Source organism: Clostridium sp. LIBA-8841, assembly GCF_057782475.1.
Genome location: NZ_CM173488.1, coordinates 2,155,898 through 2,175,301, shown reverse-complemented (window position 1 = coordinate 2,175,301; position 19,404 = coordinate 2,155,898). Strand labels below are relative to the sequence as shown.

Annotated in this window: 9 protein-coding genes and 2 pseudogenes; 7 read left to right on the top strand and 4 right to left on the bottom strand. The window is 29.5% G+C overall.

Translation table 11 applies throughout. The features are described from left to right. Positions 1-31 precede the first annotated feature (31 nt). The 4 genes from AC2A4K_RS09450 to AC2A4K_RS09435 all read left to right on the top strand — a co-directional run bounded on the left by AC2A4K_RS09450 (position 32) and on the right by AC2A4K_RS09435 (position 4,231). Positions 32-622 carry a hypothetical protein gene (locus AC2A4K_RS09450; protein WP_322502237.1) on the top strand — a complete coding sequence of 197 codons (591 nt, stop codon included), beginning with the start codon at positions 32-34 and terminating at the stop codon, positions 620-622. A gap of 291 nt (positions 623-913) precedes the next feature. Then, on the top strand, positions 914-1,627 hold the full coding sequence (locus AC2A4K_RS09445) for a DUF434 domain-containing protein (RefSeq protein WP_322502236.1): 714 nt from the start codon (positions 914-916) through the stop codon (positions 1,625-1,627). 283 nt (positions 1,628-1,910) lie between these two features. After that, on the top strand, positions 1,911-3,449 hold the full coding sequence (locus AC2A4K_RS09440) for an ABC transporter permease/substrate-binding protein (protein ID WP_322502235.1): 1,539 nt from the start codon (positions 1,911-1,913) through the stop codon (positions 3,447-3,449). Positions 3,450-3,460: 11 nt separating this feature from the next. Further along, positions 3,461-4,231 carry an ABC transporter ATP-binding protein gene (locus AC2A4K_RS09435; RefSeq protein ID WP_322502234.1) on the top strand — a complete coding sequence of 257 codons (771 nt, stop codon included), beginning with the start codon at positions 3,461-3,463 and terminating at the stop codon, positions 4,229-4,231. A 438-nt stretch (positions 4,232-4,669) separates the two neighbouring features. On the opposite strand, the pseudogene AC2A4K_RS09430 reads toward AC2A4K_RS09435, so the two are convergent. Beyond that, a pseudogene (locus AC2A4K_RS09430) lies at positions 4,670-4,942 on the bottom strand (fibronectin type III domain-containing protein); the annotation flags it as partial. 216 nt (positions 4,943-5,158) lie between these two features. Further along, positions 5,159-7,111, bottom strand: a pseudogene (locus tag AC2A4K_RS09425) (glycoside hydrolase domain-containing protein); the annotation flags it as partial. A gap of 1,349 nt (positions 7,112-8,460) precedes the next feature. Between AC2A4K_RS09425 and AC2A4K_RS09420 the strand changes: the two are divergent. Next, positions 8,461-13,212 (top strand): discoidin domain-containing protein, encoded by a 4,752-nt coding sequence (locus tag AC2A4K_RS09420; protein ID WP_322502233.1) that lies wholly within the window; start codon positions 8,461-8,463, stop codon positions 13,210-13,212. A 252-nt stretch (positions 13,213-13,464) separates the two neighbouring features. Here AC2A4K_RS09420 and AC2A4K_RS09415 read toward each other — a convergent pair whose 3' ends face one another. Together AC2A4K_RS09415 and AC2A4K_RS09410 are read right to left on the bottom strand one after the other, a co-directional pair. Then, positions 13,465-14,520, bottom strand: a complete 1,056-nt coding sequence (locus AC2A4K_RS09415; RefSeq protein WP_322502232.1) for a transaldolase family protein — start codon at positions 14,518-14,520, stop codon at positions 13,465-13,467. Positions 14,521-14,808: 288 nt separating this feature from the next. Next, on the bottom strand, positions 14,809-15,273 hold the full coding sequence (locus tag AC2A4K_RS09410; protein WP_322502231.1) for a GreA/GreB family elongation factor: 465 nt from the start codon (positions 15,271-15,273) through the stop codon (positions 14,809-14,811). 414 nt (positions 15,274-15,687) lie between these two features. Here AC2A4K_RS09410 and AC2A4K_RS09405 point away from each other — a divergent pair, with 414 nt between their 5' ends. Both AC2A4K_RS09405 and AC2A4K_RS09400 read left to right on the top strand, forming a co-directional pair. Next, the gene (locus AC2A4K_RS09405) at positions 15,688-17,694 is read left to right on the top strand and encodes an oxidoreductase (RefSeq protein ID WP_322502230.1); all 2,007 of its coding nucleotides are present in this window, start codon (positions 15,688-15,690) and stop codon (positions 17,692-17,694) included. A gap of 850 nt (positions 17,695-18,544) precedes the next feature. After that, positions 18,545-19,336, top strand: a complete 792-nt coding sequence (locus AC2A4K_RS09400; protein WP_322502229.1) for an Ltp family lipoprotein — start codon at positions 18,545-18,547, stop codon at positions 19,334-19,336. Positions 19,337-19,404: the final 68 nt, after the last annotated feature.

Sequence of the window (19,404 nt, the reverse complement as noted above, 5' to 3'; positions counted from 1 at the left end):
TTAATGAAATTTTAACGAAGGAGAAGGTTAAATGGAGAAAAATAATAAAAGTAGTATTTTAAAATATGTTTCAGTGGTAGTAATAATCTCTATATTACTTGGCGGTATAGCATATCTTTTAATAGAGGTTAAATATAAGTCTGAGCCAACTAATGAGAAAGTTAGCACTAAAGAAGAAAATACTAATATTACCTCTAATGACACACATGAATATGTTGCAAAAAATGAAGATGCAAATAGTAGTAAAGAAGTAAATGAAGATATAAGGGAAGACTTTAAAAACAAAAGTTTAAGTGCAGAAGAATTACTTCCAAAGGGTCAAGGATTTTTTAGGTACTATAATGCTTTAATAACAACTTTAAGATCTTATGATGTAAGCAACGTAGAAAATGCAAAAGTTGTTTATGAGTTAAGTGATGAGTTATTAAATAATATGTATAGAGAATTTAAAGAAAATTTATCTCAAGAAGATTTTAAAAAAATAACAAAAGTTCAAAAGAAATGGATAGACAATAAAAAGAAAATTGAAAAAGAGTTTAAAAATGATGAATTAGCTAAATATCAAAAATTTATTAATATGACACTAGATAAATGTGAAGAGTGGACAAACTATTATAAATAATTGCGAATAAAAAATCCATGATATTATATCGTGGATTTTTTACTTTTTAATAGTATATAATTAAAAGTAAACTTATACATAAATATATTAAAAATCATAAGTGGGAACTATTAAGAAATACTATAATTAGATGTTGAATTAAATAGAGTCTCTTCTGACTGTTTTGTAGAAGAAAAAGTTTATTTAGATTATTGATAGAAAGTTAGAAGGAATGTTAAAGTTGTACAAAGTAAAATAGAGAAGTATTTACTTAATGAAAAATAATTTTAATACTATAAAGTGAGGATAAGAATGAGCAAGGTAACTAAAAGAGGATTTGACGAAAGTGATAAGAGATGGTTTTATAATAAGGAACAAGAAAGATTACAAAAAGCAAAAGAAGAAATTGAATGGTTAATAAGTAGAGATTATAAAATGGAGCATGTTATTAAATTTGTTGGAGATAGATATCAATTTTCTCTAAGACAGAGAGATGCTTTAAAAAGAGGAGTCTGTTCTGAAGAAAGTAAGAAGATAAGAAGAGAAAAAAGACTTCCTTTAGAATGTTTAAGAGAAGGAGCTATACATATAGATGGCTTCAATTTATTAATAACCCTTGAAGTTGCTCTATCAGGAGGAACTTTAATTATAGGAAGTGATGGTTGTATTAGAGATTTAGCAGGACTTAGAGGGACTTATAAAATTATTGATAAAACAGATAAAGCTCTAAAAATAATTGGAGAATTTTTGAATAAGTATAATTGTAAAAATGTTATTTTTTATTTGGATTCTCCTGTTTCTAATTCAGGTAATTTAAAGCATAAAATATTAGAGTATTCTAAGGAATGGAATATAAATGTAGAGGTTAATTTAGTTAATAATGCTGATGTAATTTTAGAAAAATTAGATAGAGTTGTAAGTACTGATGCAGTAATAATTGATAAGTGTGTAAATTACTTTAATATGGCGCGAGAGATAATTGAAAATTATATAGAAGAGACTATTATAATAGATTTGGAAAAATAGTTTAATAATATAAAAAGGTGTAAACTTTGAATTATAAAATGATTGTGATTCTATTTATAAAACATCCTATATTTAAAAGTTTAAATATAGGGTGTTTTTAATTTTCTTACTCAAGTCTTTTGATTTGAAATATATTTTAAGTTATTTGTGATTAATTCATATAAAAATATTTAAAGGAATAAATAGTGATTCCTAATTATAAAATAGTAAAAAAGAGCGTGTTTTACTTAATTAGTTATTTGTAGAAAGTTATTTTAAAAATTATAAAGGGGGACAGGAAAAGGTGATTAGTGATATATTTGTGCAATTAACAGAAAAGAAGGAATTCTATTTGAATCTTTTACTTGAGCATTTGCAAATTTCACTCCTTGCTATTATTATAGCTTGCATTATTGGGCTATTAATAGGAATTTTAATTAGTGAATATAAGAAAAGTTCTAAGGCAATTCTTGCAATTATAAATTTTGTCTATACTATTCCATCAATATCACTATTAGGTTTTTTAATTCCTTTATCAGGTATTGGAAATACTACTGCAATTATAGCATTGACTATATATGCACTTTTACCAATGGTTCGAAATACTCATACTGGAATTACCAATATTGATAGTAGAATTTTAGAAGCTGCCGAGGGCATGGGAAGCACAAAATTTCAAATTTTATATAAGATAAAACTTCCCCTTGCAATGCCAGTCATTATGGCTGGAGTAAGAAATATGGCTACTATGACAATTGCTCTTGCTGGTATAGCTTCTTTTATAGGTGCAGGGGGATTAGGTGTCGCTATTTATAGAGGAATAACTACTAATAATTCTGCCATGACTTTAGCGGGAAGTTTACTTATAGCTTTATTAGCCATAGTGGTAGATTTTATTCTTAGTAAAGTTGAGAGTATAGGAAAAAGGAAGAGAAGAAATATAGGAAAGAAAAGAGGAATAGCAGGAATTATTTTAATTATAATTTGTGCATTAATATTTGGAAGAGTATTAACAAAAGAAGGTAATATTGATACTATAAATATTGCTACAAAACCTATGACTGAACAGTATATAATAGGAGCTATGCTAAAAGATGTAATTGAACAAGACACGGATTTAGAAGTTAAATTAACTCAAGGTGTTGGTGGAGGTACATCTAATATTATGCCAGGTATGGAAAGTGGAGAGTTTGATATGTATCCAGAGTATACTTCTACTGGATGGAATATGGTATTAAATCATAAGGGATTTTATGATGAAACCATGTATGAAGAGTTAAAGAAAGAATATGCAGAAAAATATCATTTAACTTGGACAGGAGTAGTTGGATTTAATGATACTTATGGACTTGCAGTAAGAAAAGATATAGCAGAAGAATATAACCTTAAGACCTATTCTGATCTTGCAAAAATATCTGACAAGCTGGTATTTGGTGCAGAGTATGATTTTTATGAGAGACCAGATGGATATGAGGCATTTTGTTCAACATATGGATTCAATTTTAAAGAAACCATTGATTTAGATATTGGATTAAAATATCAGGCTATGAATGAAGGTAAAGTTGATGTTATGGATATATTCACTACGGATGGACAGCTTGCAGTTGCTGAGGTTGTAGTCTTAAAGGATGATAAAAATTTCTTTTCTTCAGCTATGGCAGCTATGGTAGTAAGGGATGAAATCTTAGAAGATTATCCTGAATTAAATGATGTTTTCAAGAAGCTTGAAGGAATTTTAGATGATGAAAAGATGGCATACTTAAATTATAGGGTAGAGACGGAAGGAGTTGACGCTGAAGTTGTTGCTCGTGAATTCTTGATAGAAAAGGGAATTCTTAAATAGGGGGAGAATAAATGAGTGCAATTATTAAATTCCAAAATATAAAGAAAACTTATGGGGAAAACACCGTTATAGAGAATTTTAATCTTGATATTGAACAAGGAGAGTTCCTAACTGTAATAGGAAGTTCAGGATGCGGTAAAACAACGATTTTAAAGATGATAAATGGTCTTATAAAACCAGAGGAAGGAACCATACTAGTTAGGAATAAAAATATTGAAGAGGAAGATATTATATCACTTCGTAGAAATATAGGTTATTCCATACAGGGGAGCGTTCTTTTCCCTCATATGACCATAGAAAAAAATATTGCCTATGTTCCTAATTTATTAAATAAAAAAAATAAAGAGAAAACAAGGAATGCAGTGAAGAAGTGGATGGATATTGTAGGGTTAGATGAAGAACTTTTAGGTAGGTATCCAGATGAGCTTTCTGGAGGACAACAACAAAGGGTGGGAATTGCAAGGGCCTTATCAACATCACCAGACTTACTTTTAATGGATGAACCTTTTGGAGCTGTAGATGAAATTACTAGGGGGCAATTACAAGAGGAAATAATTAGAATCCATAAGCAAACTGGTATAACTATTATTTTTGTAACTCATGATATTTCAGAGGCAATTAAACTTGGAACAAAGATTCTTGTTATGAATGATGGGAAAATAGAACAATATGGAAAACCAAGAGAAATATTAAATAACCCAAAAACAGAATTTGTAGAAAAACTAGTTGCAAGAGAAAAGAAATTACATGATTTTTTACAAAATAAAGTAGAAGAAATATAGTTAGGATTCATTGGTTTATTGGAGAATTATATAAATCAAAAAATGTTTATAGTATATTATTTGTATAATACCAAATATATTTTATAAAGTTCTAAATTATATTATAAACAATACAAAAGGGGATGTATCAAAACTCGTATATAAAACTTATAAATATATTCCGAGAATTACTGAATTTTAAGTGAAAGTCCAAATTTTAATTTGGATTCTTGAACTTATCCAATGGAACTTTAGTTACATTGGAGTCATTATTTATAGCAATTACTCCGAATAATTTGCTAAAGCTCAGAACTCCCGCTGGTAAAACAGCTTCGCTTCTTAACGCAAATTATTCTACGTAATAGCTTAAATTCTAAAGTTCATTCAGATATTCTCTTCATATTATTTATAAGTTTTATTGATGAGTTATTTTGATACAGCCCCTTTTTTATTAAGTTTTTATCTTGTAGTTCTTAAGGTAATAGATTCTTTATTGGATATTTCACCATTGCTATATTTAGCTGCTATTTTAAAGTTATAAATAGTGTGTCTATTTAAATTGGTAAATTTATAAGTAGTTTCTTCAGGTTTTAATTCTACCACTTTTTTACCGTCCTTATAAAGAATATAGCCCTCTAAACCCTTAGTAGTTTCAGGAGCTTCCCAAGTGACAGAAACATTATTCTTATTAATTTCTAGTGCTTCAAAGTTTCTAACAGGATTAACTATTATATTTTCATCTTGTGATGAGATAAATTCTCTTGCAAAATCATTTATTCCTTCTTTCATTCTGTTCACTTCTAAAATAGTTAAATCTTTATCAGCTTGAGAAGCAGCTACTGCAGAGCCATATCCATTTCCACCTTGCTTAGGTCTTTTAAGTGATTTAACTAAAGCATCTATATCATCCTTTAATTCTGGAGCATTTTCCATTAGATATTTAGCTTTATTTATATCCCTTATACCTTCCTTTAATCTTTCAAATCTAGGAGTAGAGTAGAAGGTATTAGTAGTGCTATCTTTTTCAGCTGGGTATATAAACCAAGGGTCACCAGGCTCCCAATATTTATATGATACATTTTCTAATGGATTTTCAACCCATCCATCCCATGACCAACGCATAAATCCATCAGTATTTTGAGCTAATGAATACCACATAGTCCAAGCGCTTTCTGCCGTATCACTTATGGTGAAACTATTTGGATAATCTCCAGTACAAGTATATATTGTAGTCAATAATCCAAGGTCTTCTCTATGTGCAGCCATGTTTTTCATATCATCAGAATTATGATTTATATGAGATAAGCCAATTGATATATCATCTATTCTATCTAAGAAAGAATAATCATTTCCACTTTGATAATTCATAGCAGAGGATATTTTAAAGTGATCGCCATTATTATTTGTAATACTTTCAATTAAATCAACAGAGGCTCTTAAGTCATCCATACTTCTTTCATCCATTGAAATGTATGTTATATCAAACCAACCTTTTTCTTCAAGGTGAGACATAAATGAAGTTAAAAATTGAGTCCAGGTATTTATCCAAAGTTCACTACCAGGTTTAGGACTTATTGATTCATTTTTATTCGTAGCTTCGTTAAAGTATTGTATTCTATTGTTCCAAGGAACTATACTATAACATTTTATTTGTCCAAAACCATTTTCAGGATCTAGAATTCCTAAATCTACGTTAAATTGAATCCACTTATCAAAGTGAGAGTAATCAAATTCAAAAGTACCATCAGCTTTCTTTTTCCACTTAATCATTGAAGGATCACTATCATAGGATTGGTGGTTCCAAGCCTCTTCAACTATATTAGCTATAACACCACGACCACCCATGTCTCTATACTCTTCAAGGTTTTCTCTTAAATATTTAAAATGCTTTTCTGTAAATAAATCCTCTTCAGTTATACCGTAATATCTCGCTGTAGTGTAAGGATGCTGCCATAATTCAATTTGAGTATTTGTTTCCTTTGGAAGAGGTTGTACTAAATCTAAAACTTCAAAGGAATAATCAAAAACATATGGTTTCTCTAATTCATCTGCATTTACAGTTAAAGAACCGGTATAAACTCCAGGTTTTGTATCTCTAGGAATTGAAATATTAACCCATGCAGAAGTAACTTTATTTGCTTCTATATTTAATGAACCAGATTTATGGATTATATCTGGAAATAGCTCAACAGGAGCAGATGGGTTACCACGACCTATATTTGCTAAAGTTTCCTTAAGCCAAGATATTTCAACATTATCTGAAGAAATTGTATTTCCATTTTCATTTATAAAATCACTTGAAGTTACTGCAACATTATTAACAGGGGATGACTTTGTCCAAGTAACAATTTTAGAATTAAGCTCATCTCCTATCCAAGCTACATCATTCCATGTATTTGAATTTAAATTTTTTATATCATTATAATTTTTTTGAAGGTAATGAAAATCTGTGGAACCAACAGCGACGCCAAGAAGAGCTCCTGCCTTAGTAACTTTTAATGGTATAGTTTTAGAAATATTAGTTCCTTTAACAGTAGCAATTATATTAGTTTCTCCTTCATTTTTAGTAGTTATTTCACCATTCTCATCAATAGAAGCTATATTTTCATCTTCTATCGAATAGTTTATTGTCTTCTGAGTTGAGTATGAAGGAATGACTGTTGCGTTTACTGAATCACTCATACCATTTTCAATTTGAATACCCTCTGTATTAAAAGTTATTCCAGTAGCAGGAATTTGTTTATGATAAACCTTTGCATAATCTATTTCTCCATTATAGCTACTTGAAGAAGGATTTTTTCTATGAGTAACTTTTACAGTAAGAGTGTGTTCACCATCTGATAATCCCTCTTTTTCATATAACTTTTGACCAACTAATCTAGTTGGGTTGTATGGATCCATTTCCTCAGGTTCACCACCATCTATAGTAACTTCACATATAGCAGAAGAAGGTTCTTTAACACCGTATAATTCTACTTTGTTCCCATAAAACTTTAGGGTATAACTAGGCTGAAAATCAGCAGTAGCTAAAGTCCAGAATTCATCACCATTATAGAAAGAACCTATGCCAGTACTTTCGCTCCAACCACTTGAATAAGTAAATTGGAATAAATCATCACCAATGGTGTGATCGTTTACTGGTGTTACATATTCTTTATTAGGATCTACAATTTCAGTAGAGTAGACCTTAGCGAAATCTATTTGAGCACCTAAAGGTTTTGAATTGCTTGCCATAGGATTTCTTTTATCTAAAATTTGAAATTTTAGAGTATGTTCTTCATTAGTTAAATTAGAAGCTTCAAATAATTTTTCTTGATTTTGAGCATTAAGATTATAGGCATCTACTTCTATAGGTTCATTACCATCAATACTTATGGCATAAATACCTAAATCATTATCTTTTTTACCATAAAGCTCTATTTTAGTTCCTTTAAACCTTAATTCAAAAGAAGGAGCTTCTCCATTTACCCATCTATTTTTATTTGTCCAATGTTCAGTTCCGTTATAATCAATAGAAGCTCTATCAGCTACCCAACCTTCTGAAAAGTTAAATTGATTTAAGCCAGTACCTTTTTCAGAGTCATCAATAATAGTTGTTACTTCTTCAGTATCTAAAGAAGTATTTTTTTCTTTAGCTTGAGTTTGTAAAGTTCCAATTGGAAGTAGAGAACAACACATAATAAGTGTCAATGAATTACTTAACAGCCTAGTGAATTTGTTTTTAAATTTCATCATAATAAACCCCTTACTTAAGTATTTTTAGAAATATAAATTCTAAGAGTTGTAAAAAATAAAGTTTTCTTAGAACTTAGTAAGCTTAAAAATAGTCTTTTAACTGATTTTGATTTATCCTCCTTTCTTTTAAAATCTATTTACAAAATATTATAAGATAATATTATAGATAATAAAACAGTTATTATATAATTTGTAAAATATTACATATAATTATTTTTTATAAAATATAATCATGAATTTTGTATTTAGATTAATTAAGAATGGTATAGTAATTAATATTTAAAATTACTTATTAAAAATTTTATAATAGTTGAATTGAAAAAGTGGTAATGATATAATTACAGTATTATTACCAATAAATGGAAATAGGGCGGTGAATTTTAAAAGGGGGTGTAAAATTCAATAAAGTATTTTAGAAAGTAAGATATATTTGAGGAAATAAATCTTAGGCTACTTATTAATAGGAAAGTATATTAAAAATATTTTTCTAAAATTAAAAGGGGGAGAAAAAAGAAATGCCGGGTAAAAAATTTTCAAAAAAAACTTTATCCTTAACCTTAGGGCTTAGTGTTGCTTTAACTAATATTGCACCAATGGCAGTACTAGCAGAAGGAAATGAAAATAATGGCGATGTTGTTGCTAGTAAGAGTAATGATAAACTATTCATTGGAAACGAATTCATTTCAAGAGAGTTTTCAATTGTTGATGGAAAGGTATTAACAAGGGAAATAGAAAATAGTAGAGCCAATACTAATATAATTCCACAGGCTGGCTCAGAAGACTTTGTTATAAACACAATAAAACCTGAACTAGAAAATCCAGAGCCTACTTTACCTACAGAGGTTTTACAAAGAGATAATTGGAAAGGAACACTTTCTGTTCAAAATGGAACTGAGTATCCTCAAACAGATATTACTAAGCTATTTGATGGAGACAAAAATACTTACATCGATAGTTATAGAATAACTGGATACCCAACATCATTGAAAATTGATTTAGGTGAAGTTCAAACAATATCTTCTTTTTCATACTTAAAACGTCCAGGATATACTGATGCTAATTATGGTAAGAATGGAACAATGGGAGCATACAAGCTTTATGTAAGTGAAGATGGGGTAAATTGGACAGAGGCAGGTGAAGGTGAATTTACTGCAGAGGATTATAATCTACATCAAGAAGGAAATCTACACAATGTAGGTGATGTGGTTTATGGAAATTTTGATAAAACCTATGAAACAAGATATATAAGAATCGATCAATTATCAGATGCTTTAGGAAATACTCAAGAATTTTCAGGAGCAGAAATAAACTTATATTCTGATAAATATGTTATTCCAGAAACTTCAAAAACAGAAATCAAGTCTAGTGATTTAACAATAGATGTATCTACTACAAAGATAGAAGACATTGAAAATGGTAAAAAGCTTACTATTTCATATGAGCCATATGAGATTTTTGGAACAGAATATAACATTGATATGGTAACAGTTCTTGAAGGTGATGATCATTATATGAGATCATTCCTTGAGATTATAACTGATAATGAAGAAGCACAAATTGATTATATTGATTTAGATAACTTTGTACTAGATGATAGTATAAAAGACACAGTTTGGTCACATCCAGATTTAAAAGATGTATCTTCAATGTGGATTGGTAAGAATGAGTTAATGCTTGGACAACCTATTTATGCAAATGGTATGTTCTTTGGTTCAGAATTCCCAGCAGCAGATACAGATGTAGTAAATGATGAAATGCAAATAAGATATTATAGTGGTAAGACTTTTGAACAATTAGAAAGAGATAACCAGTTAACTACAGATGGGAAATTTGTATCATGGCAAAATGTTGTTGGGGCAGCAGAGGGAGTAGATACAGATGTTGTACAAACAGACTTCTTTGAGTATATTTCAGAAATAGCTACACCAACTGAGTTCAGAAAACAATATAACTCATGGTATGATAACATGCTTACAATTACAGATGAGAGTATTTCGAAGTCTTTCTATGGTTCTGAAAAAGGATTAACTGAAAATGGAGTAGAGCCAGTTGATTCTTATGTTGTTGATGATGGATGGCATAACTATAGAGATCCAGAGTTTAATCCTAATATATCAACAGCAGAAGCTGGAAATAGTATGAACAGAACTGATTTCTGGGAGTTCAATGATAAATTCCCAAATGAGTTATATACATCTACAGAGTTAACAAATAAATTCCAATCTAAGTTTGGATTATGGCTTGGACCTCAAGGTGGATATAACTACTTTAGTGGTTTTGCAAGATATCTAGAAAAAATGGGAACTGGATATGCCCAAAATGATTACTGGACTAATGTTTGTGTAGGTTCAGATAAGTATGTAAAGAATTTAACAAGTCTATTCTTAGATTATCAAAAAAGATTTGATATAGACTATTGGAAATTAGATGGATTTGCACTTAGACCTTGTACAAATTCAAATCACGACCATATGACTGGCGGACATAACAATATGTATTATACAACAGATTTATGGGAAAAATGGACTGATGCTTGGGATACAATGCGTGCAAGTAGAGCCGAAGAAGGAAAAGGATTATTTATAAATGCAACTTGCTATGTTAACTTAAGTCCATGGTTACTTCAATGGGTAAATACTGTATGGGTACAAGATTCAGGTGATACTGGTCATGCTGGAACTGGTTCAAGACATCAACAAAAAATAACTTATAGAGATAATGTTTATTACAATCTTTATAAGTCAAACCAAGTTCAATTCCCAGCAAAAAATATATATAACCATGATCCAATATATGGAGTATCAGATAGTAGTTCAGCAACTACAGAGGATTTTAGAGACTTCTTATTTGCAAATGCAGTTCGTGGAACAGCATTCTGGGAATTATATTATTCACCTTCAATAATGGATGATGAGAAATGGCAAGTAAATGCTGATGCTTTAGATTTTGCTGAGAGTAATGCTCATATTTTAGAAAAAGCAAAATTGTTTGGTAATAGAGCAACTGAAGGGGTTTATGGATATTCTGCATGGAATGGAAATGAAGGAATAGTTTCATTTAGAAACCCAACTGGAGAGACTAAAGAATATACTTTAGAATTAACTGATATAGTTGGAGTTCCAAAATCAGTTTCAAACTTAAAAGGAAATCAAGTATTACCATATGTTGTTGGAGATGCTGGTACAGTATCTTATGGAGATAGCATAACAGTAACTTTAAAACCATATGAAACTAGAATACTTCAATATGGTAAAGTAGATAATGAAGAGGCAGAAATAGTTTCTGCAAAGGTAACAGGAGAAAGTGAAATCACTATAAAATACAATGATCGTGTTGAAAATAGTGAGGGAGTTTACTCTGTTGAAGGAGCAGAAGTGGCCGAATCTAAGTTATTAGATGATTATAGAACTATTGTTATAACTACTAATGAAGCTTTAGATAAAGAAGTAACTTTAAATGTTAATGGAGAGAGAGATGCTTTAGGTAATTCATTAACAACAAGCTTAACAATTCCTGTTTACCAAAATGGAAATGTTGCATCAATAGTAAATGGTGATGAATTAATTGGCGGAGAAAATATAAATAAAAAATACAATGGAAACTCAGATACTTATTTCTTAGACATGAATAAGGAATATGAAGTTGATACAATTAATAGCTTTGAAGGAACAACTGACTTTGCAGTGACTATGGCAGTTGATACTACATCAACTAATGTAAATTTATTAAGTCAAGGGGATGACATTAAGTTATCAATTGATGAAGATGGATATGTAAACTTTAAAGTTAAAGATTTAAATGTTAACTCTAAGTCAGAGGTAACTACTGTGGTTGAAAAAGCACATGGAACTTTTGGAACAGACCAATATGTTCCAACTTCAACAGAATCAACTTTTGTTGGTAAAGTTAATGATGGAGAATTACACCATATTTCAGCTGTTAGAGAAGTTAATGGAATGCTTAAGATTTATATTGATGGAGAATTAATAAATTCTGTATATGACAAATCAATTATAAATCAAGAAATAAGCGGTGGAACTATTAAGGTTAGTGATAATAACTTTAATGGAATTATAGGAGATATTCAATTAAGAAATAGCTCTGTTTATTATGATGAAGCAAGAGAAATAGCGAACTCATATGAAGGATCAGATGTTATAGAATATAACAAAGAGAATTGGGAAGCAAGTGCTTGTTCAGAAATGAATCCACCAAGTGGTAATGATGGTCCTGCATCATATGCTATTGATGGAAATGAGGCTACTTTATGGCATACAAATTATCGTGGAGCTGATAATCATAGTGGAAAACACTGGCTTTCTGTTGACTTTGGAGAAGAAATAGAGTTTGATACTGTAAATGTATTATCTCGTGGAAAAGGAACAAATGGTTCAATCAAAGGCTATAAATTAGAAGCTAATATAGGTGGAGAATGGACTGTTGTTAAAGAAGGCGAGTTCACTGATGGAGTTAGAGAAAAAATAGAATTAGATGAGGCAATAAAAGCTAATGGAATTAGATTAACAGCCATGTCTACATTTAATGGACAAAACTTTGCAGCTATAAAAGAAATAAGTGTTACTAAGAAGGATAGAGCTGCTACTACTGAGGAAATCAATGAATTAAAGGCTTTAGTAGAGGATATCAATGAAGCAGATTATACAAAAGCTTCTTCAGAAAGATATAATAATGTAGCTAATAAAGTTAGTGCTTTAGATGTAATAAACTTCTCACAATTAAGTGTATTAAGAAATAAACTTGAAGAAGCACAGGCTGGATTAGTTGAAGCTAGAGAGTTAAATGAATTATTAGTTGAAGCTTCTAAATTAGTATCTAGTGATTACACAGTTGAAAGTTGGACTGCCTTTGAAGAAGTATTAAATAATGCAAAGGCATTAAACAATGATATAGAGACTACTAAGGAACAAGTTGATGAGATTACAATAAATCTAAAAGCGGCTATGGAAGCTCTTGAAACTGTTGGAGGAGAAGAGATAGTAGTTAAACCAGTTAGAAACTTTGATTCTTCTGAAATTAACAAGAAAAACGTAGTTGCTACTTGGGATGTTCCTGAATCAACTAAAGGATTAGAAGGATATGTTCTTTATAGAGATGGTAAAAAGGTTGCTGAAATAGGATCTGAAGAAATATCATATAATTTTAGCGGGTTAAGTAGACATACAATCTACAATTTCAAGATTGCTGCTAAATATTCTAATGGAGAGCTTTCAAGCAAAGAGAGTATAACATTAAGAACTGCTAGATAATAAGATGGTTAATTAGATTTTAAAAGATAAAATTTAATTAGGTATATAGGAAGAGTCACCACACCTAAAAGTGTAGTGACTCTTTTACTTTTGGCTCAGTTTTAGGTAAATGTTGATTTTTAGCTAGTCCTTCAGACTTAGCTTAATTTTAAGTGAAAATCAAAATTTTCAATTTTGTATTTTGAAGTTATACCTTTGAATGAAATGAAAAGTTGTAAGTTCAAAATAATTACTGAAAGTCTTTAAGGAAACTTACTTAACTATATAAGTACGAATTAATTTTACAAGCTCATCATATCCATTTAAGAATTGGTTCATAGTTCTTAAAAAAGCACCATAATGCTCGAATTCTTCAGGTTTTAAGCCATCTTCATAATAAGCTTTTCTAAATTCTTCCAACTTTAAAAGTTCATTTAAAACTTCAGGAGCTACATCCTTATCCATGTAATTATCCACTTTAATATCTAATTCATTAAAAATATTTTGGTACTTAGTAGTTATTGTTAAAACAATATCTCCACCTATAAATTCTGTAAAATGATAATTATTACGGAAGGCTGCAACTAATAGTTTAGTGTGGTATCCTCTTTCCTTATATAGTTTATAAGTATTTTTACAAGTAGTAACTCCAGCTAAACCTAGAATTTCAGGATCAATATCTATATTGTGTTCTTTAGTATAATCCTTTAAATAATCGTCTAAACGACCAACCATAATTGTACAAACCGGATGCATGTGATCAATTGAAAGTCCTTCTTCAAGACGACGATTTAATCCACGCTCAACAGCTTCTGCTACTGCAATAGCTTGAGGACAAGTAAAGGAAACGGTTGCATTGATACTTACGCCAAGGTATGTTAATTCTTCAAAGGCTTCTATTCCAGCTTTAGATGCTGGAAGTTTTATTTGGGAATTTTCTATAACATTTGAGAGTTCAAGTCCTTGAGTTATCATTTTTTCTTTATTTCTGTAAAATTTTGCATTAGTTTGAAATGAAATACGACCACGTTGTCCATTGCTTTCTTTAAATTGAGGATATAAAAGTGAACCAGCTTTTTCACCTAATAATTTTATTATGATCCATGCAATTTCATCCTCAGTAGCAGTAGGATTGTTTGATACCACTTCTTTTATAGTGGCATCCCAGTCATTTAATTCTTTTTTTAATACATTTAGAACTATGACAGGATTAGTTGTGGCACCTGAAGCACCATTTTCAACTGCTTGTCTTAATTCTTCATAGGAACAAGAATCGTTCCAAAATTCAGTTTGATAAAAAGTTTTTGTTACTTCTAATAGTTTTCCCATAATTCATCCACCCTTTTTATTTATATATTATTTAATTAGGATATTTGTATAATAAAAATAATTATACAAGTATATTTTAAAATTTAATATAATTAAAATCAATATTAAAATACAACAAATACCCATAATAACACTATAATTTAACGAAAATATGGGTAACTTTTGGGTGCTGTTGAGTAACTTTAATAGAAGCCAGATATTTATATTTTGGGTGTTGAATTTTTTATATAAGGTTTTATATAGTAAAAAAATCTAGTAAATAATATTATTCACTAGATTTTTTATTAATTATAATATTTCTAATACTTCTACAGTATAGTTTCCACCAGGTGCTTCAACTTCAACTATATCTCCAACTTTTTTACCCATTAAAGCTTTGCCTAAATCTGACTCAATGCTTATACACATATTTTCTAAGTCTAAATCTAATGTAGTTACTAAAGTAACTATATCTTCATCATCATCTTCAATGAACTTTATTCTGGCTTTACTATTAAGTCCTAATACTGATTTATCAACTGATTCATCCTCAACTATAATAGCAGTTGAAATCATTGTTAAAAGATATTGTATTCTATTATCATTTTCTCTATAGTTTCTACATGCCTCTTTATACTCAGCGTTTTCTGATCTATCACCATGGGCAGCAGCCTCAAGTTTCTCTTTTGCAATTTTTGCCCTAACTACGGACATTCTATAGTCTAATTCTTCTCTTAACTTTTTAACGTTTTCTTCTGTCAAATAATTGTTCATAGTAAAATCTCCCTTAAATGAAATACTTTATTTTATCATTATACAACATTTACATAAATTTTAAAGATATTATATAAGTAATATTGAATTTTATAAAGTTTTAAGAAGTGAAAATAAAAGTTTGGGGGATTTTATTTAAAAATATATATTAGAAAAAATTTTACTTACCAATAAGCAAATTCTAAAAGAATATTGATTTACTAAAGTTAAATTTAATTTTAAATAAGAAGAAAGGAATATGTTTAATAGATTGAATAGTTTTTTTAATATATTTATAAAATAAAATCTTCACAATAAGATTTTTATATTTTGGTCATATGTAGCTTATTTGACAAAACGTTTACATAATGATAATGTCAAATTATGGTCGATATAGCTATACTTTTAAAATTTATAGTAAGGGAAGTGTTTGTTATGAATAAGAATTATAGCAAGTTATTTGAGCCGTTGAAAATAGGAAAGGTAGAGATACCTAATAGATATTCCATGGCACCTATGGGGCCAGTTGGTTTTGCTACTGAGGAAGGGGCATTTAATCAAGCTGGAATAGACTATTATGTCGAAAGGGCTAGAGGTGGCACAGGGCTTATAATAACAGGAATATGTAATGTTGAAAATGAAATTGAGCCATTAAAAAGACCATGCATACCTTGTGTAACAATGAGTCCATTTCATTTTATTCAAAGCGCTACTGTTTTAACAGAAAGGGTACATGCTTATGGAAGCAAAATATTTTTACAGTTAACAGCTGGTTTTGGACGTGCTGGAATACCAAATTTAATAGCAGGTAAGGCTGTTGCACCATCAGAACAGGAAAATAGATGGGACCCTAATTTAATACATAGAGAATTGACTATTGAAGAGATTAAAACTTATATAGAAAAATTTATAGAATCAGCAGAAATTGCTAAAAAAGCAGGTTTTGATGGAGTTGAAATACATGCTGTCCATGAAGGATATTTATTAGATCAATTTACAATAGCTTTTTATAATAAACGTAAGGATGAATTTGGAGGAAGTTTAGAAAATAGATTAAGATTCCCTACAGAAATTATTAAGGGAATAAAAAAGGCTTGTGGAGAAGGTTTCCCAGTTTCCTTAAGATATTCTCTAAAGAGTATGATTAAGGGATTAAGACAGGGAGCTCTTCCAGGAGAAGACTTTGTTGAATTAGGACGTGATTATGAAGAAGGATTAGAAGCTGCTAAATTATTAGTTGAAGCAGGATATGATTCTTTAAATGTGGATGTAGGAACTTATGATTCATGGTATTGGAATCACCCACCAATGTATTTTGAAGAGGGATTATATAGAAAGTTTGGTAAAATGATTAAAGAAGTTATAGATGTTCCTATAATACTTGCAGGTAGAATGGATGATCCAGATATAGCTTTAAGTGCTTTAGAAAATGAGGAAGCAGATAGCATAAGTTTAGGAAGACCACTTCTTGCAGATCCGTATATTGTTAAGAAAATAAGACTTAATAAAATAGATGATATAAGACCTTGTTTATCCTGTCATGAAGGATGTATGGGAAGAATAGCAAAGGTAGGATCAATATCCTGTGCTGTTAATCCGGCATGTGGAAGAGAAGTTACTTATGGAATAAGTAAAGCAGAAAATTCAAAGAAAGTTTTAATTATTGGAGGCGGAGTAGCAGGACTTGAGTTTGCAAGAGTAAGTGCATTAAGAGGCCATAAGGTTGATTTATATGAAAAATTAGATAAATTAGGAGGAAATTTAATACCAGGAGGAGCACCTAACTTCAAAAGAAATGATCACAAGTTAGTTAAATGGTATGAAAAAGCAATAAAAGATGCTGGTGTTAGAATATTTATGAACTCTGAAATAAAGAAAGAAAATATAAATAGAAATAATTACGATGTTGTGGTAATTGCAACTGGTTCAACACCAATAATACTAAATATTCCTGGAGTTAATAGTGAAAATGTAGTAACAGCTGATAAGGTATTATTAAATCCAGAGCTAGCAGGAGAAGAGGTAACTGTTGTAGGAGCAGGATTAGTAGGATGCGAAACAGCTTTATATTTAACTAAGATGGGTAAAAAGGTTAAGATAGTTGAAGTTTCAAAGGAAATCTTAGGGGGAGAACATAGCATGCCTTTCATGAACTATGATATGCTTAAGGATTTATTAGCCTTTGAAAATGTTGAAATTAAAACTGAAACATCAATTGAAGAAATAAAAGAAAATATTGCCATTGTAAAAACTAAAGAAGGCAATATAGAAGAAATAAAATCAGATACTGTAATTCTTGCAATAGGATATAAGCCAGATAGAAAGTTATATAATGAATTGAAGATGAATTTCGAAGATATATATCTTCTTGGAGATGCTAGAGAGGTCCATAATATTATGTATGCTATATGGGATGCTTACGAAGTAGCAAGAAGTATTTAAAAATTAGAAAAAATAGCAGTAGAAATCATACTTAAAGAGAGAATGATTAATCAATAACTCAGTATAAAGAGTTATTGGTATTAGCATAATAAGCAATGTTAATTATCAAAATTAATATTACAAAAAAGTAGAGGTATATTATTAAATTGATATATCTCTACTTTTTTTATTAAATTTTTCTTAATATAAGAATTACATTTAAGTATAGCTAAATATAAAAACGAATAATAATGATTAGTAATGAAAAGTTAGAAATATATTAGAGGATGAAGTTTTTCAATGGAAAGAGATTTTTAAGAAGAGAAAATAAAGATATTACTATTAAATGAGTTCATCGTAAATGAGTATAATGAAAAAAGAAAAAATACTATATAAAAAATGAAAATTTAGTGAAAAAATATAACTCAATATAGTAAAATTTGAATATATATACTTTAATTTTGAACATTATTAATAGAATTTAAACTTAATTTGAAGTTGATTGACTTATAAATATAAATATGTAAATATGTACTAGTAAAAAGATGGAAATGGAATTTTAATGTTAATATTTTATTAAAGAAAAAACTTTAAATTGTTAAAAAAATTCTAAATTAATAGGGATAATATTTTTTATTTATAAACTTAATAGTATCTGTGAGAGTAATAGCTAGTATTTTAAAATTAGATATTTATAGGGGAACAGGTATCTATAGGTTAAAAACTTTATTAAGGTTTAGTTAGGGGAAACAATAAAGAAAATAAAAATCTAAAGCACATAAAAAAATGAATGAGCAATATTAAGTTTTAAGTAAAGAGTAAAATGCCTATAAAATATAGAAAATTAATTATAATAAGGGAGAATTGTGTAATGGCGAAAATGACAAAATGTAAAAAATGTTCTAAAGAAATATCACCTAATGCTAAGGCTTGTCCAGAATGTGGAGAAAAAAATAAAAAGGCAATATACAAAAGACCGTGGTTTATAGTGGTAGCAGTCTTTATAGTACTTGGATCAATAGGTGCAGCAGGTAGTGAGGATTCCAATACACCAAGTAATGAAGCTGGACAGGAAGTTAGCCAAAATCAAAATACAGAACCTAATCAGAAGCAAGAAACAGAAAATAGAGAGAATCAAGAAAAAGAAACTAGCAATGAGCAAGATACAGAAAAAGATGTTTTAGCCGAAAAGAAGAGTGATGAAAATGTTCCAACAGAACATAAATCTGCATTAAAAAAAGTAAAAACATATAGCAATACAATGAATATGTCTAAAGCAGGATTATACGATCAGTTAACATCAGAGTACGGAGAGAAGTTTTCAGAAGAAGCAGCTCAATATGCTATAGATAATGTAGATGCCGATTGGAACAAAAATGCATTAAAAAAAGCAAAAACATATAGTAAGACTATGAGTATGTCTAAAGCAGGTTTATATGATCAATTAATATCAGAGCATGGAGAAAAATTTACAGCGGAAGAAGCTCAATATGCAGTAGATAATGTAGAAGCAGATTGGAAAGAGAATGCATTAAAAAAAGCAAAAACATATCAAGAGACTATGGCAATGTCTCCAAGTGCAGTCTATGATCAATTAGTATCAGAGCACGGAGAAAAATTTACAGCAGAAGAAGCACAATATGCTGTGGACAACTTAGACTAAGCTATTATTAATTTAAATAGTAGCTATTAGTTTTATATAAAACTAAATGCTTGTAGAAAAGGATTTAT

What these genes read in the sequence shown, in the direction of transcription:
- AC2A4K_RS09450 (WP_322502237.1), top strand. Translation starts at nt 32, where the DNA reads ATGGAGAAAAATAATAAAAGTAGTATTTTAAAATATGTTTCAGTGGTA.
- AC2A4K_RS09445 (WP_322502236.1), top strand. Translation starts at nt 914, where the DNA reads ATGAGCAAGGTAACTAAAAGAGGATTTGACGAAAGTGATAAGAGATGG.
- AC2A4K_RS09435 (WP_322502234.1), top strand. Translation starts at nt 3,461, where the DNA reads ATGAGTGCAATTATTAAATTCCAAAATATAAAGAAAACTTATGGGGAA.
- AC2A4K_RS09420 (WP_322502233.1), top strand. Translation starts at nt 8,461, where the DNA reads ATGCCGGGTAAAAAATTTTCAAAAAAAACTTTATCCTTAACCTTAGGG.
- AC2A4K_RS09415 (WP_322502232.1), bottom strand. Translation starts at nt 14,520, where the DNA reads ATGGGAAAACTATTAGAAGTAACAAAAACTTTTTATCAAACTGAATTT.
- AC2A4K_RS09410 (WP_322502231.1), bottom strand. Translation starts at nt 15,273, where the DNA reads ATGAACAATTATTTGACAGAAGAAAACGTTAAAAAGTTAAGAGAAGAA.
- AC2A4K_RS09405 (WP_322502230.1), top strand. Translation starts at nt 15,688, where the DNA reads ATGAATAAGAATTATAGCAAGTTATTTGAGCCGTTGAAAATAGGAAAG.
- AC2A4K_RS09400 (WP_322502229.1), top strand. Translation starts at nt 18,545, where the DNA reads ATGGCGAAAATGACAAAATGTAAAAAATGTTCTAAAGAAATATCACCT.